General features: G+C 64.2%; 14 protein-coding genes. 8 read left to right on the top strand and 6 right to left on the bottom strand.

What is annotated here, in order from left to right; all coding sequences use genetic code 11:
- Positions 1-58 precede the first annotated feature (58 nt).
- Positions 59-850: a fructosamine kinase family protein gene (locus tag IHE57_RS06700; protein ID WP_209371878.1), complete on the top strand. Its 792-nt coding sequence runs from the start codon at positions 59-61 to the stop codon at positions 848-850.
- A gap of 19 nt (positions 851-869) precedes the next feature.
- Here IHE57_RS06700 and IHE57_RS06695 read toward each other — a convergent pair whose 3' ends face one another.
- Positions 870-1,640 (bottom strand): DUF4352 domain-containing protein, encoded by a 771-nt coding sequence (locus tag IHE57_RS06695; RefSeq protein WP_209371876.1) that lies wholly within the window; start codon positions 1,638-1,640, stop codon positions 870-872.
- A gap of 159 nt (positions 1,641-1,799) precedes the next feature.
- On the opposite strand from IHE57_RS06695, the gene IHE57_RS06690 reads away from it, so the two are divergent.
- From IHE57_RS06690 to IHE57_RS06680, 3 genes are all read left to right on the top strand, one after another.
- Positions 1,800-3,275 carry a sensor histidine kinase gene (locus tag IHE57_RS06690; RefSeq protein ID WP_366933879.1) on the top strand — a complete coding sequence of 492 codons (1,476 nt, stop codon included), beginning with the start codon at positions 1,800-1,802 and terminating at the stop codon, positions 3,273-3,275.
- 60 nt (positions 3,276-3,335) lie between these two features.
- Complete coding sequence (locus tag IHE57_RS06685) at positions 3,336-4,001, top strand: response regulator (RefSeq protein WP_209371874.1); 666 nt, start codon at positions 3,336-3,338, stop codon at positions 3,999-4,001.
- Between the two features lie 68 nt (positions 4,002-4,069).
- Positions 4,070-4,804, top strand: a complete 735-nt coding sequence (locus tag IHE57_RS06680; RefSeq protein WP_216629945.1) for a phosphatase PAP2 family protein — start codon at positions 4,070-4,072, stop codon at positions 4,802-4,804.
- A gap of 11 nt (positions 4,805-4,815) precedes the next feature.
- On the opposite strand, the gene IHE57_RS06675 is transcribed toward IHE57_RS06680, so the two are convergent.
- The 3 genes from IHE57_RS06675 to IHE57_RS06665 all read right to left on the bottom strand — a co-directional run bounded on the left by IHE57_RS06675 (position 4,816) and on the right by IHE57_RS06665 (position 8,582).
- Positions 4,816-6,669, bottom strand: a complete 1,854-nt coding sequence (locus IHE57_RS06675; RefSeq protein ID WP_366933878.1) for an acyl-CoA dehydrogenase — start codon at positions 6,667-6,669, stop codon at positions 4,816-4,818.
- An 87-nt stretch (positions 6,670-6,756) separates the two neighbouring features.
- Positions 6,757-7,515, bottom strand: a complete 759-nt coding sequence (locus IHE57_RS06670) for an SDR family NAD(P)-dependent oxidoreductase (protein WP_209371862.1) — start codon at positions 7,513-7,515, stop codon at positions 6,757-6,759.
- Positions 7,516-7,580: 65 nt separating this feature from the next.
- Positions 7,581-8,582: an acetamidase/formamidase family protein gene (locus IHE57_RS06665; protein WP_209325353.1), complete on the bottom strand. Its 1,002-nt coding sequence runs from the start codon at positions 8,580-8,582 to the stop codon at positions 7,581-7,583.
- Between the two features lie 231 nt (positions 8,583-8,813).
- Here IHE57_RS06665 and IHE57_RS06660 point away from each other — a divergent pair, with 231 nt between their 5' ends.
- The 4 genes from IHE57_RS06660 to rraA all read left to right on the top strand — a co-directional run bounded on the left by IHE57_RS06660 (position 8,814) and on the right by rraA (position 12,431).
- Positions 8,814-10,157, top strand: coding sequence for a dicarboxylate/amino acid:cation symporter (locus IHE57_RS06660; RefSeq protein ID WP_209325354.1), 1,344 nt, complete (start codon positions 8,814-8,816; stop codon positions 10,155-10,157).
- A gap of 230 nt (positions 10,158-10,387) precedes the next feature.
- Positions 10,388-10,855, top strand: a complete 468-nt coding sequence (locus IHE57_RS06655) for a hypothetical protein (RefSeq protein WP_209371861.1) — start codon at positions 10,388-10,390, stop codon at positions 10,853-10,855.
- 46 nt (positions 10,856-10,901) lie between these two features.
- Positions 10,902-11,924, top strand: a complete 1,023-nt coding sequence (locus IHE57_RS06650) for a D-cysteine desulfhydrase family protein (RefSeq protein WP_209371860.1) — start codon at positions 10,902-10,904, stop codon at positions 11,922-11,924.
- Between the two features lie 39 nt (positions 11,925-11,963).
- On the top strand, positions 11,964-12,431 hold the full coding sequence (gene rraA / locus IHE57_RS06645) for a ribonuclease E activity regulator RraA (protein ID WP_209371859.1): 468 nt from the start codon (positions 11,964-11,966) through the stop codon (positions 12,429-12,431).
- Positions 12,432-12,486: 55 nt separating this feature from the next.
- Here the strand turns inward: rraA and IHE57_RS06640 are convergent, their stop codons facing one another.
- Together IHE57_RS06640 and IHE57_RS06635 are read right to left on the bottom strand one after the other, a co-directional pair.
- Complete coding sequence (locus IHE57_RS06640) at positions 12,487-12,999, bottom strand: hypothetical protein (protein ID WP_209371858.1); 513 nt, start codon at positions 12,997-12,999, stop codon at positions 12,487-12,489.
- 188 nt (positions 13,000-13,187) lie between these two features.
- Positions 13,188-15,374 carry a heavy metal translocating P-type ATPase gene (locus tag IHE57_RS06635; protein WP_209371857.1) on the bottom strand — a complete coding sequence of 729 codons (2,187 nt, stop codon included), beginning with the start codon at positions 15,372-15,374 and terminating at the stop codon, positions 13,188-13,190.
- Positions 15,375-15,590: the final 216 nt, after the last annotated feature.

The raw sequence follows: 15,590 nt of genomic DNA, 5'->3' as shown, positions 1-15,590 counted from the left end.
GACTTCGTCGTCTGGATCGGCCCCTGACCTCTGACCATCGGCCCGCTACCCTGAGGGCATGACCTCATATTTCCTCAAACAGCGTGAAGCCGTGCCGACGGGTTTCCTCGCGGCCGAGGCCGCAGGTCTGCGATGGCTGGCCGAACCGGGAGCTGTTCCCGTCGTCGAAGTCGTCGACGAGGGCGAGGACTTCCTGCAGCTCGAACGACTCGAGGAGACCGGTCCCCACGCCGCCGCAGCCTTCGACTTCGGGCGCAGGCTGGCACGTCTGCACGATGCCGGAGCTGCCGGATTCGGCTTTTCGCCGGCCGCACCGGCATTCTTCGGCCCTCTCGACTCCCCGTTCGAGGTGTCGACGGAGTCGGTGACCTCCTTCTCCGAATTCTGGGCCTCGCAGCGCCTGACACCGCTCCTCTCCTCCGTCGAGGGAGCCCTGACAGGTGAGGAGAGGGCCACTGTCGCCTCGGCGGTGGAGGCGATCTCTGCGGGCGGGTTCGATGGAATCGGAGGAGAGGGCACCGAGGCTCCGGCTCGCGTCCACGGTGACCTGTGGGCGGGGAACCTCATGTGGACGTCCGGCGGGTGCACCCTCATCGATCCAGCGGCCCATGGTGGTCACCGGCTGGAGGATCTCGCCCTGCTCGCCCTCTTCGGCACCCCGTTCCTCGAAGAGATCTTCTCCGGCTATGAGCAGGCCCATCCGATGCCGGAGGACTGGCGACAGGACCTTCCGGCGCACAGCTTCTTCGCCCTGCTCGCCCATGTCCGGATCTTCGGGCGGGGCTTCCTCGGCCAGACCCTGCGGGCTGCACGAACGATCACTGCTCGCGCGCAGAGTCTGGACCGATAGCCATGCCCTCCGTATGCATCTACTTCAGCGAGATCTCCACCGGATCGGAGAACAGTCCGCCTGCGAATGTGAGCCGGTTCGGATCGACGTCTTCGGGCACGTCGAAGACGAGGACGCCTTCGGCCGTGTTCCCGGGATTGATCTCCTCGAGGAAGAGGATGTTGTCCTCGGCTGCGTAGATGCCGGCTTCGGAATCCGCCGAGTAGGTGTTGCCCTCGTCGTCACCGAGTTTGATGTCGTCCTCGAAGAAGTAGTTCGGATCCGAGCCGGTGTTCTTCACCGACATGGCGACCTGAACGAACTGTCCCTGGGCCTGCGCACCGAGGTATTCGTCGCCGACCTTCGAGACACCGTCCTCGACGGAGTCAACGGTGATCTCCCAACCGTCGGCGGCGACCGTGTCGCCGATGCCGTGTTCCGCCTCTTCGGCCGGCTTGTCTGCGTTCTCCTCCTCAGCAGACCCTTCCGGCTGCTGGCCACCGGCAGAGTTGGACTCGGCCGAATCGGTGGAGGCCTCGTCTCCGCCGCCGCTGACGACGCCGAAGAAGGCGATGACGACGATGATGACGATCAGCCAGAACCACCAGCGTTTGAGCAGCGGCTTCTTCTGCTTCGGCGGTTTCTGCCCGTAGCCGGGATGATTCTGCGGCGGGTAGGGACCGTCGGGGTATCCGGGTGAGGGAGTCTGCTGCTGCGGCGCCCATTGCTGCGGGCTCTGAGGATGCTGCTGATGAGGCGGCTGAGGTTGAGGCGGGACCGGAGAGTTCTGCGGGTTCTGCGGGTGGGACATGGCGCTCCTTCGAAACGGCTTCTGACTGACTCCTTCAGCCTCGTCTCGATTCCCCTCCGGCGCGTCCGCCGACGGGCTGGACCCCGACAGCCGATTGGTTGACAGCCTCCAGCCGATCGGCGGACGGCACGCGTCAGTGCCCGCGGTTACGATTCTTCTGTGTCAGATCATTCCGTCCCTCCGTCCGCCAGCGGCCGTGAGTCCTCCGCCCCCGGCGCCGTCGGTCGCGGTCGTCCCGCCGGCGTCCGCTTCGCACTGTCGCGGAAGATCCCTCGCGGTGTGCGCATCGCGGGAAGCATCCTCATCGGCATGGGGCTGTTCCTCTTCGGGCTCCTCTGCTCGGCGATGGCGCTGACGGCGAATGCCTGGGCGTTCTCCGACGGGGTGCTCAATGACACCGGAATCGTCGCCGTGCTGCTGCTCGTCCCCGTCTGGGGATCGGTGTTCCTGCGTCACAGATGGCCGTGGGTCCCTTTCATCGCCGGGGCTGGGCTCACCATCGCATGGGGTGATGCCCTGCTGCTTCTCATCGCCCTGTTCCACCTCGTCATCCGGGCGCCCAAACGACAGGCGGTCACGGCCTCGGTCGTGGGGGCCACCCTCGTCGTCCTGGCCACTGTGCGGATGTGTCTGGCTCCGGCACGGCACAACCCGTTCAGCATCTTCTTCCTGCCGGACCCCGCGCAAATCACGGGCGTCGAAGCCACGATCCCTCCCGAGGACTCGTTCCTGGCCATCGGGATCATGACGGTCGCCGCCTGCGCCATCGGACTCGGCATCAGCCTCGGCGTGGGCGTGCTTCTGCGACGGACCAGGAGGATGCGAGCCGTGGAGTCGCTTGCGCAGCGCGAGACGCTGCGCAACGAGTCGCTCACGGCCGAACTCGCCCGGCAGTCCGAACGCGAACTGCTGGCGCGCGAACTCCACGACACGCTCTCTCACCGCCTGTCGGTGATCTCGCTGCACAGCGGGGCCCTGGAGGTGGGCGCTCAGGCCGACCCCGAGGTTGCTTCGGCCGCGTCTGCCCTACGGCAGGAAGCGCGAGCGTCCTTGGAGGATCTGCGCCACCTGGTGGGTGGGGTCAGAGATGGCAATCTCGCAGACCTGCGCCCGGGACACGGACAGCCTGCGCCGCCGAACCGCGCGTCGATGCGCTCGATTCCGCAGCTCATCGCCTCCGTTCAGTCCACCGGTACGATCGTCCGTCCCTCGATCATCATCCAGGACGTCGACACGTGCCCACCGGCTCTCGACCGCGCGATCTACCGCATCGTCCAAGAGGCGCTGACCAATGCGATGAAGCATGCGCCGAACTCACCCGTGACCGTGGACGTCAACGTCTCAGCGGCGGGCGGGGCACGGATCTCGGTGGCGAACCCATTGGCCCAGGAGCGCAGATTCCCGGATGCACCGCCTCGCCCCCAGTTCGCCCCTGACTCGGCTGCCCGCCGCACCTCGGGCGCTGCCGCGCCGGTTCCCGAACCGGCGACGGACTTGGCCTCCACCGGTACGGGCTCCGGGCTGGAGGGGATCCGCGAACGGACCGACATGTTCGGAGGGCACGCCTCGTTCGGAGTGCGAGGCGAGGAGTTCCTCGTAGAAGCGGAGTTCCCGCCGTTCGCCGCGGAAGCCTGACCCGAAGGCCGCCCGAGTCCCCGTCGAACCGTGTCATCGCCCTCGGGTAATGTGACGCTCATGAACCAAGCCGTCCCGATCCGCGTCATCGTCGTCGACGACGATCCCATGGTCATCACCGGAATCAAGGGAATTCTGCAGGCCGCAGAAGACATCGACGTGGTCGCTTCGGCAGCCAGCGGCGAAGAAGCCATTGAGAAAGTCGCGCTGCACTACCCCGACGTCGTGCTGATGGACATTCGGATGCCCGGGATCGGTGGGATCGAAGCGATCGAGCGTCTCCTCAACAGCGTGCGAGCACCGAAGGTGGTGGCTCTGACGAGCATGGACAGCGACGATCACCTCTTCCGCGCACTCGAGGCCGGAGCCGCCGGCTACCTGCTCAAGGACATCGGCCCGGTGGAGCTCGCCGTCGCGGTCCGGAAGGCCCAGGCAGGAGAGCCCATTCTGGCGCCGCAGTCCATGCGGCGCATGATCGCCAAGGTCACTTCGAGTCCCGACCATCGTCTGCAGCGCGAGGCCGAGGCTCTGCTCGCCGAACTCACCGAGCGAGAGATGGAGATCGCCGAACTCGTCGCCGAGGGGCTGTCGAATCAGGAGATCGCCGCGGCCACGTTCATGAGCCAGGCCACCGTGAAGACGCATCTCAACCGGATCAACATCAAACTCGATACGAACAATCGTGTGCGTGTCGCCACCACAGTGGTGCGCGCTCGGAAGTTCTGACCAGAATTCATCGTTTCTTTATCACCCACGGCAGAAGTGATTCCTCACTCCGTCTAAAATCAGCAGTGATGGTTGCTGAGTCTTATGTCGAATCCGAGAATATAATCAGCAGCCCCTCAGATCGTAGTCCCTGGACGGCTCGAGCAAAGGGGCTGCTGTCCCAGGCAACCTCATTCTGGGCCCTGGCGCTCGCTTTCATCGCGGTGACCGTGATTGCGGCGGGCCCTCTGCGTGTCTGGGACTATAAGCTCAACCGACGCTGGCTCTACCTCGCCGACCCCGATCTCGTTTGGTTCGCTCAGCACATCCTCGATCCCATCGCCGGACAGGCCGTCTGCTTGCCCGTACTGGCGATCACAGCGATCACCCTGGCCTACCGAAGGCGCTCTTGGCGCCCGGTCGCATTCGCCCTGGGCACCGAGGCCGCGTTCTTCCTCGGTGTCGGTTCGCTGAAGATTCTGCTCGCCCGACCGGCGACCACTCTGCACGATCCGAGGTTCTTCCAGGGCGGCCTGCTCGAACTCGGTGACCGCGGAATCAGCTATCCGTCCGGTCACGCCGCCGAATCCGTGCTCATCTACGGCGCGGTCGCCTATCTCATCGCGACCTACAGCAGTGCGTCCACCAGGACGGTGCGGCTTCTGTGGTGGGCAGTGGCCGCGATCGGCGTGAACTCCGTGGTAGTGTCATTCCTCCTCGGTTGGCATTGGGCAACCGACCTCATCGGCGGCCTCCTGGCCGGCGGTCTGTTCCTGCGGATCCTCATGACGGTCGACCGACGGCTGTCGGCCCCGCCCTTCTGAGGCTGCGTTCGTCACAGGCTCGCGTCATCGAGATCCGCGAACGTCGTCGACCTGCTCTCGACGAGGTCGAACCACGGACCGGTCTGCGGCAGCTCATGAGTGAAGAAATAGCGCGCGGCCGCAACCTTCCCGCGCAGAAACGCCGAGTCACCGCGGTCCCTGGCAGTCTCCTCTGCGGTCCTGCCCTGCTGCAACCACAGCCACGCCACCACAGTATGTCCGACCGCTTCTAAGTAGGTCCACGCATTCTCGAGGGCACGGGCCGGGTCCTTGTCGGCCCACACTGCGGCGGTGACGGACTCGATGCGGTCGGCGGCGGAACCGAGCGCCGCGCATTCTGCGCTCCATTCGGGGTCGTCGGCCGCCTCGGCGAGGGTCGTTCGCATCTGTTCGAGCAGAACCGACAGTCCCGCCCCCTCGGACATGATGGCCTTGCGGCCGAGCAGGTCCTTGGCCTGGATGCCGTGCGTGCCTTCATGGATCGGGTTGAGCCTGTTGTCCCGATAGAGCTGCTCGACGTCGTGGTCACGGGTGTATCCCGCCCCGCCGAGCACCTGGATGGCGTGGTCATTGGCCTTCAGGCACCAGACGCTCGGCCAGGTCTTGACGATCGGGGTGAGCACGTCGAGCAGCAGCGCCGCCCGCTCACGCTCGGACTGCGATCCGCCCGTTTCGGCCTCGTCGAGGAGACGCGCCGCATAGAGGATGAGACCGAGGCCGCCCTCGACGTAGCTCTTCGACGACAGCAGCATGCGCCGAACGTCTGCGTGCTCGACGATCGGGACCTGGCCGGAGTCCGCACCCCTGGCACCGTCGGGGCGGCCCTGGCGACGGTCGCGGGCATAGCGGAGGGCGTCGAGGTATCCGTGGTATCCGATGGCCACGGCTCCCGCGCCGACTCCGATGCGTGCTTCATTCATCATGTGGAACATGCAGGCCAGACCTTGGCCCTGCTCCCCGACGAGGTGGCCGATCGCGCCGGCGGAGCCTGCCGGCCGGTGGGCACCTTCACCGAACGACAACAGGGTGTTCGTTGTCCCGCGCCATCCCATCTTGTGGTTGAGCCCCGACAGGACGACGTCGTTGCGCTCACCGAGGGTGCCATCGTCCTCGACGAGATGTTTCGGAACGAGGAACAGGCTGAGTCCCTTAGTGCCGGGACGGTCGCCCTCGGCACGAGCGAGTACGAGATGGACGATGTTCTCCGACAGTTCGTGGTCGCCGCCCGAGATCCACATCTTCGTACCGTGGAGCCGAAAGGCCCCCTCGCCGGCTTCGGGGTCCGGCACAGCCTTCGTCGTGACATCGCCCAAAGAGGAACCGACCTCGGGTTCGGACAGGCACATGGTGCCGAAGAAGCGTCCGTCGAGTTCGGGCAGGACGTAAGTCTCGACCTGTTCCGGGGTTCCGTACTCGAGCAGCAGATTGGCGTTGGCCATGGTCAGCATCGGGTAGCTGGCGGTGGCGATATTGGCCGCCTGGAACCACGCGAAGCAGGCCTTCGCCACCGTCTGCGGCAGCTGGATCCCGCCGACGCTCTCATCCATCGTCGCCGACAGCAGTCCGACTTCTGCGAACTGGTCGAGCGCGGTCTTGATCTCCGGGATGACGGTGACCGTCGTACCGTCGAAGGTCGGTTCGTTGAGATCTGATTTCCTGGAGTGCGGTGCGAACTGTTCCTTGGCCAGCTGCTCGCTCGCCGAGAGCACCGAGTCGAAGACCTCACGCGAGTGGCTCGAGAAGCGCTGCCTGCGGCAGAGTTCGTCGACCTTCAGCCAGTCGTAGAGAAGGAAGTCGATGTCCCTGGCGGAGAGGAGGGATTCCGTTGCCTGCACGGCGCCTTTGCCTGTGTTCTGATCAGTCACAGCTCTCAGTCTAAGCTAATCGTTCGTTAAGTAAAGGGTCTGCGGCGGAGGATCATCCCTTCGATCAGGGAACCTCTCTTCTTCTGCTCAGAACTGAATTCCGCGTGTCAGCGCTCCGTCAATGAGCAGATTTGCCCCCGAGGTACGGCTGGACCGCGGACTCGACAGGAATACGACGCTAGCAGCCGTCTCTTCGGGTGTGCCCATTCGACCGCTCGGATTGAGTCCGAGCGCATAGTCGAACAGTTCAGGATCGTCTGCCTCGATCCCTGGCCAGACTCCGCCCTCATGATACGTATTGCCGGGTGAGACGGTGTTGATCCGCACTCCGCTCCCTGCCAGTTGCGGCGCAAGACCGGCCATGTAACCGATGATCGCAGTCTTCATCGTTCCGTAGGGTCCAGACGCGAAGTCCGCCTCTCTGCCGGAGACACTCGAGATGGCAATCAGCGATGCCACATCGCTTTCCTTCAGATACGGGATCACCGCTTTGGACAGATTGACCGTGCCCATCAGATCAACATTGAAAGATTGGTACCAGTTCGCTTCGGTGTCGGGAATCGCGAGCGCACTGACACTGCTGACGACCATGTCGATTCCGCCGAACTCTTCGGCGGTGGCCAGGACCCAGTCACTCAACGCGACACTGTCACTGACATCGAAAGCAGTTCCGATCGCTCTTCCCTGAGACGCGAACTCCATTTCGGCATCGACTACCGCCTGAGCGCTGCGAGCGCAGAAGGCCACGTCGGCCCCTTCTGCCAAGAATGATTCGACGATGGCACGGCCTATACCCCTTGTCCCGCCGGTGACCATTGCGGTCTTGCCGCCGATCTTCAGATCCACTGTTCCTCTTCCCCCCTTGCTCATCGCGACTCGAGTCACCCGACCGCGAGAATCGCGCTCTTCGTCTATAGAAGTTCCCGTGCACGCTGACGCAGGTCTGCGTGAAGCCCGTTGAATGCGCTCCTTACCGGAAGCAGTGACTTCGCAACTTTCGTCACGACGCTGTAGTTCGTATCGACCACGTTGGCGACTGGAACCAGAGAGATCTGAGTCAGCAGCTGGTAAGCATCCATGATCTCAAGATCGAAGAGCTCGGCGAGCCAGCGGATCATCTGCACCTGAGAGATCCTCCATGAGTCTTCCATCGGTCGTGAAGAACCCACGACCATCCAGTGTTCGTCACTTTCCAGCCGCGGCCACAGAGGGCCGCTTCCCTTGACGAGATCGACGATGATCGTCGAGTTCATGGCCCCTTCGACTGCGGTGCCGCACGCTTCGCCTTCTCCTTGCCGGTAGTGTCCATCTCCGATGGAGAACAGGGCCCCTTCGACGTTCACCCCGAAGAATGCGGTGGTGCCGGCCCTCATCTCCGGGGTGTCCATGTTCCCGCCGAAGCGCTCAGGTGTAAGAGAGGAGTGGACTTCCCCGCCTGCGGGTGCGACTCCGACCGTGCCCAGCATAGGCTCGACCGGCAAGGCAAGTTCGAAATCACCAGCCCGATTCTGAAAGCCCACGGTCTGCGCTTCTGAGTCGAGTTCATAGATCCAAGCGGCTTCGGGCAATGCTTCATGAAGAAGGCTTGTGCGATCCGTTGCCGTCAGTCCGCCGAACAGCGGAATCGTCGCAGATGCGCCCCACCGGCGAGCGGGAGTGAGATCAACGATGTGGATCGCCAATGTGTCCCCGGGCTCGGCGCCATTGACATAGAACGGACCAGTCTGCGGATTCAGCCGATGAGGGTCCAGTTTCGAGCTGGGCACGTCCGACCGTGAGGTTATTGCATTGTTGAACGCATCTTCGGACCACAGTTTCAAAACGGTTCCGGGCTGGATCGTCGCCGCGGGGGCCACCCCACCGAAGGTGTAGACGAACTCATCGGGCCTGGGGACGAAGTCGATGATCTCCATATCTCATGGTATGTGATGCAGGACACAGAACCAATAGGGAGACTACGGTCGCCGCGGCGCTGACGGACGGCGGCCGGTCAGGGCTCTTTCCAAGTCGCCTGCGGTCGCCATTAAGATCTCTACAGCCAGGAACTTTCGATCGGAATCTGCATTGACCCTGCCCGTACCAATGAGGGAGAAGGTGGAGCAGAACTCCGTCTGGCACCACGCACTACGTGAAAGGCAGACTCTATGCCCTCCCCAGCCGATTCCGACACAGCGGACTCCACGCCCCAGGATCAGCCGACCTCGAAGGCCGTCCGCATCCTGCGCAACTACCGATTCCCGCTCTTCATCCTCGCCGGGGTCGTCATCGGTGCCGTCATCGGGCTCGTCTTCGGCGAACGCGCCACCGTCATCAAGCCATTCGGCACCCTGTTCATCAATATGATGTTCACTCTCGTGGTGCCATTGGTGTTCTTCTCCATCGCCTCGGCTGTCTCCGGCATGTCCTCCGCAGCGCGCCTGGGCAAGATCATGGGCAGCATGCTCGGCGTCTTCGCGGTCACCGGCGTCATCGCCTCCATCGTCATGGTCGCCGCGCTCTGGCTCTTCAACGCCACGGAGGGTGTGCAGGTCGAGATGCAGGAGCCGAAGAACGTCGAGGAGGTCGGCTCCATCGGTGAACAGCTGGTCCAGACCGTCGTCGTCGACGATTTCTCGAAGATCCTGTCGGCCGAGCACATGCTCGCTCTCATCGTGTTCGCAGTCATCGTCGGCTTCGCAACGAGCAGGATCGGGGAGGCCGGCAAGCCCTTCGCACAGTTCCTCTCCTCCGGCACCGAGGTGTTCCTCAAGTTCACCTCGATCATCATGTACTACGCCCCGATCGGCCTCGGCGCCTACTTCGCGGCCCTCATCGGCGATCTCGGAGCCCAACTCGTCGGCGACTACGTCCGCGCCTTCCTCGTCTACTATCCGGTGGCGATCGTCTACTTCATCGTCGCTTTCACGTTCTATGCGTTCTTTGCCGGAGGACGCCGCGGAGTCACCCGCTTCTGGGGCAATGTCCTCGAACCGACGGCGATCTCCCTGGGGACCTCGTCCTCGGTGGCGGCGATCCCGGCGAACCTCCGTGCCGGTGAACGCATCGGAGTGCCTCGAGACATCCGGGAGACGATCGTACCGATCGGAGCGACGATCCACATGGAGGGCTCGAGCCTGTCGGCGATCCTCAAGATCGCGTTCCTCTTCGCCGTCTTCCAACGAGACTTCTTCACGATCGAGAACATCCTCCTGGGCATCGCTGTAGCCCTGCTGGCAGGGATGGTCATGGCCGGAATCCCCTCGGGCGGCTTCATCGGTGAACTCATGATCATCACGCTCTACGGTTTCCCACCCGCCGCCCTGCCGATCATCCAGATCATCGGCACAGTCATCGACCCGCCGGCGACCACGGTCAACGCCGTAGGCGACCAGTCGAGCTCCATGATGGTCGCGCGCATCCTCGACGGAAAGGACTGGATGGACAAGGAGCAGGAGGGATCCGCAGCCGCAGAACCGGAGACGGACACGGCTCGCGCTGCGAACCGATGATCACGATTTGATTCCTTAGGCTCCTCCGTTCTTGTCACACTTGCGCAGAGATGAGCATGTGAAGACTCAGGCTGCACGGAAATGTCTCGGTCCTGACGCATCACTGCAATGCGGCGTTCTCCCGCCTGAGACCTGTTCCAAGGGAACTTCCAGAATTCGGCAAGCGACGCTCATTCAGACTGACGATACTCGGTGACGTCAACGCCCGTTGTTTTCAAAAGGAGCCTCACATGCCGACCACGACCTCGCACCTGCGTCCTTCCGCTGTTCTCGCCGCAAGCCTCGGGCTGGCCAGCGTCCTGTTGCTGACTGTCTCAACCAATACCGCACAGGCGACCCCGACAGCCTCTGCCGCACCTGTGACCGATCAACCCGGTTCGTCGTCGTCCGCCCCACAGTCCACCGGGCATCCGACGGAAGCAGCCGAATACGCCGACAGGCTCGTCACCGCTTGGTCACAGGGGAACGATCAGGAGGTGAAGGAACGGGCCCATCCGAGCGTCGTCCAGGCTCTGGCCGGTCATGGGACAGCTCATATCAAGCAGTGGCGCAGGATCACGGCCGATGCCGACTCGGAACACACCGCCGCCGTCTACGTGAACCGTGAGACCGGAGACGTGCTGACCCTGAGCGTGGACAACAGGGCTGCCGACCGCGGCTCCGAAGGCGCTGTCGAACGGGTTCGATTCGACAGCTGAGACTGCCCCTGCGGGCGACGGCTGGGCACGAGTAGACTCGGGTTCCATGATCAGCCTTGAGATGATTCCTCGTCGCAGCTATACCGACGGCTCGACCCCTCTGGAGCCTCTGCCGCGCCTCTCCGCCGAACTCGGAGGGCCGCAGATCTGGATCAAACGGGACGACCGTCTGGGGCTGACTCAGGGCGGCAACAAGACCCGCAAGCTCGAGTTCCTCATCGCCGATGCGCTTGAACAGGGCGCGGATTCGCTCATCACCGTCGGAGGCGTCCAGTCCAATCACTGCAGACTGACTTTGGCGGCCGCGCGGCGTGAGGGGCTCGAATGCCATCTCATCGTCGAGGAGGATCTCGGTCCGGAGGGAACCGGACTCGGTCCTGCCGGTGCCAACCCACCCGAACACACCGGCAATTTCCTGCTCTTCGACCTCCTCGGCGCCGATTCGGTCACCGTCTTCGGCAATGGCAGCGACCTGCTCCGCGAAGCTCAGGCGCTGGCCGACCGGCTGAGGGGTGAAGGCAAGACGCCGTATGTCATCCCCGTCGGAGGTTCGAACGTCATCGGCGCACTCGGATACGTCGACTGTGCCGACGAACTGCTCAAACAGATCAACGCCGCCGAACTCGACGTCGCAGCTGTCGTCTCCCCCAGCGGGTCGGCGGGCATGCAAGCGGGACTGGTCGTGGGCCTGCACGGAGCAGGCAGCGAGATCCCGGTACTCGGCATCAATGTCAGCCGCTCCCGGTCTGAACAGGAGCCGAAGATCGTCGAACTCGTCGATTCCACTGCCGACTTCCTCGACCTTCCTCCCGTCCCCCGCGACCACACGGTGGGTCTCGGCGACTACGTCGGAAGCGGCTATGCCCTGCCGACGGAGGGAATGGTCGAGGCCGTGCGCCTCTTCGCCCGCGCCGAGGGAATCCTCCTCGACCCCGTCTACACCGGCAAGGCCGCAGCAGGACTGATCGATCTCATCCGTCAGGGCAGGTTCGGAACTGACGAAACAGTGGTATTCATGCACTCCGGTGGTGTGCCCGGCCTCTACGCACGAGCCCGAGCATTCGACTGACCGATCCGCACTCTCACCAACTCGGCGAAAGGCACAGACATGACGGTATCGACAGCAGATCTCTGGGACGAGCGCGGCGAGGACCTCTACTCGATCGCCCTGGACTTCGGCGACTTCGGAGCCAAGACCTCCTTCTCCGGTCCCGCCCGCACCATTCGCTGTTTCCAGGACAACGCCCTGGTCAAACGGACCCTCAATCAGGCCGGCGACGGTGCCGTGCTCGTCATCGACGGCGACGGGTCGATAGCCACCGCGCTCATGGGCGACATGATCGCCGAGGCGGGAGTTCGCAACGGCTGGGCGGGAGTCGTCATCAACGGTGCTGTCCGCGACCGAGCGGCGCTGGCCGAGATGGACTTCGGAGTCAAAGCACTCGCCAGTAACCCTCGCAAGAGCGCGAAGGAGGGAGTCGGTGAGATCGATGTGATCGTCGAGATCGGCGGTGCGACCATCCGTCCCGGTGCCATGGTCTTCGCCGACGCCGACGGGGTCGCGGTCGAGAAGTAGGCGGGGCGGTCCGTCAGAACCTCGGCCGCGCTCCGCTGAATCGACAGCAGCGGAGTCAGCGGTGGATGGTGTCGAAGTCCTGTTCGGCAGCGCCCCAAACGTCAGCGACGGCGATCCGGTCACCCTCAGTGAGCTTCTCAACAGTCTGCCGGTTGTAGAGGTAGGACCACTCACCGGCTGAGACGTCTCCGGTGACCATGAGCACGTCGAAGTCGAATGTCGCCCGCGACGCCGCCTGGATGATGGCCGCGGTCGCTTCCATGTCTGCGGACCTATGCTCATCCGAGGCGAAATCGACGTAGAGGCGATCCGCATCGACCTCCTCGTCGTAGTCCGGATTCGACTCGGACTCGAGCCGCACTTCGACCTCGTCCAAATCCTCGGACAGATAGTCGGAGAGGTCTTCGGTCGTGTCGAAGCCCTGGGCCACGACTTCCAAGGTCTGCGTCGGCGTCGATTCCGCCTCGGGCTCTGTCGCGCTGTCGCTGCACGCGCTGAGCCCGAAGAGCGCAACGATCAGCGCCCCGGCGACCGCGGAGGCAGGGACGGTCTTCGAAACGAACCACATAGGAACCACCCTATCGACGAGTGTCCCCGATGTCGCATCGCTTCGCCATCACCTGCTATCGGCCGGGGCGCTTCGGCAAGCCTCACTGAGCGGCGCGACCTCGAACGAGGCGGCGCTCGACCGCTGACCCCGGGCGGCGAGACGGAACCGCCTCACCGCCCGTGACCACATCGCTTCCAGCGCGCCGATCAGCGATCCCTGCTGACGCGGGCGACCGCAGCTTCCGGACGCAGGTCGAGGCGGCGCAGAAGCTGTGCATTGAGCGCCACGACGATCGTCGAGATCGACATGAGGACAGCACCGACGCTCATCGGCAGGACGAAGCCGATCGGTGCGAGGATGCCTGCTGCCAGCGGCACGGACAGCAGGTTGTATCCGGCCGCCCACCACAGGTTCTGCTTCATCTTCCGGTAGGTCGCGCGCGAGAGCTCGACGACGGACAGGACGGAACGCGGGTCATCGGAGGCGAGGATGACTCCGGCCGAACCGATGGCCACATCGGTGCCGGCGCCGATGGCGATGCCGACATCGGCCTGCGCCAAAGCCGGCGCGTCGTTGACGCCGTCACCGACCATCGCGACCCGCTTGCCCTCGTTCTGCAGTTCGCTCACCTTCGCAGACTTGTCTGCGGGGTGGACACCGGCGAACACGCGATCGATGCCGAGCTCGGAAGCGACCGACTGGGCAACCGCCTCGGCATCACCGGTGATCATGACCACCTGGGCACCCATGGCATGCAGGGCGTCGACGGCGTCTCGGGACTCCGGTCTGATCTCATCGGCCAAACGCAGCGCACCGATGACCTCACCGGCTTCGATCACGTGCAGGATGATGGCACCTTCGCTTCGCCAGTGGTCGGCGGCCGCGACCTCGGAGGCATTGTGCTCCTCGAGCAGCTTCGGCCCACCCACCTCGACGGTGGAGCCGTCGATCTCGGCCTTGACGCCGACCGCAGGCGAGGAGGAGAAGTTCGCCGCCGACGGCACCTCGAGTCCGCGTTCGTCGGCCGCACGGACGATGGCACGGGCCAAGGGGTGTTCGCTGTCGGCCTCGGCCGCGGCGGCCAGGGCGAGCACTTCGTCCTCATCACGCTCGAGTGCTTCGACGCCGGTGACGGTGGGTTCGCCCTTGGTGAGGGTTCCAGTCTTGTCGAAGAGCACGGAATCGACCGTGCGCATCGTTTCGAGTGCGAGACGGTCCTTGATGAGCACTCCTGTGCGGGCGGCACGTTCGGTGGCGATGGAGACCACCAGCGGGATCGCCAGACCCAGGGCATGGGGACAGGCGATGACGAGAACGGTGATCGTGCGCACGACAGCGGAATCCGGCATGCCGAGCAGAGACCAGACGATCGCCGTGATGATCGCCGCGCCGAGCGCGAACCAGAACAGCCATGCCGAGGCCCTGTCAGCGATCCGTTGGGCACGCGAGGACGAGTTCTGCGCATCGGAGACCAGCTTCTGGATCCCGGCCAACGCCGTATCGTCGCCGATGGCCGTGATCTTCAGCCGCAGGCCCGAATCAGTGGCGATGGTTCCTGCAACGACAGAGTCGCCCTCGCTGCGGCGGACTGTCGTCGACTCGCCGGTCACCATGGATTCGTCCATGCTCGCCGATCCGTCGATCACCTGTCCGTCGGCGGGGACCGCGGAGCCGGGCCTGACCAGAACGATGTCGTCGACTTCGAGCTCATCGGGCGAGACGCTCACCACCTCGCCGTCGACGACCTTCTCCGCCTCATCGGGAAGGAGCGCGGCAAGGCTGTCCAGCGCCGAGGTGGTCTGCGCCAGTGAACGCATCTCCATCCAGTGCCCGGCGAGCATGATCACGACCAGCAGAGCCAGCTCCCACCAGAAGTCGAGCTGGGGGTCCAGCAGGCCGAGCGAGGAGCCCCAGGAGGAGAGGAAGGCGACCGTGATGGCCAAGGCGATGAGCAGCATCATGCCCGGACTGCGGCCCTTGATCTCGTCGAGGCCGCCGGTCAGGAACGGCTTGCCGCCCCAGAAGTACATGACGGTGCCGAGGATCGGCGAGAGCCAGCGCAGGACACCGAGCACACCGGTTTCGGGAACTTCATAGCCGACGAGGTGGCCGAACATCGGGCTGAAGGCGACGACCGGGATAGCGATGATGAGCATGATCCAGAACAGACGCCGGAACTGCGCGACATGGTCACCATGGCCGCCGTGTCCCCCATGCCCTGCGTGGCCCTCATGGCCGCCGTGACCCTCATGGCTTCCGTGGCCGCCGTGCTCGTGCGCGACCGCGGCGCCGGAACGATCACTGCCGTGGTGGTCTGTGTGGCCTTCGTGCCCGGCATGTGCCGAGTGGTCAAGCCCCACACTGTGCTGCTGATGATTCTGCTGATTGCTCATACCCTCAACATATACCCCCTAGGGGTACCTTTCAATGGTGATTCACCCCACCGCTACCGCATACCTTGCATAGTTGCGCACCTATAGAACATACTTGCTCATACTGTTCATCTTCGGTTCTGGTCCGGGCGCTTGTGCTGCGCCATCGGACCGGGCAGCCGCCGAGAACCACACCCACCCTGGCTCACCGATCGAGCCGGCCTCACTGCGGAGGAA

The sequence above is a fragment of the Brevibacterium renqingii genome (genome assembly GCF_017808105.1).
Classification (GTDB): domain Bacteria; phylum Actinomycetota; class Actinomycetes; order Actinomycetales; family Brevibacteriaceae; genus Brevibacterium; species Brevibacterium renqingii.
The sequence above is the reverse complement of the archived record's forward strand: the minus strand, read 5'-3'. Positions and strand labels throughout refer to the sequence as shown.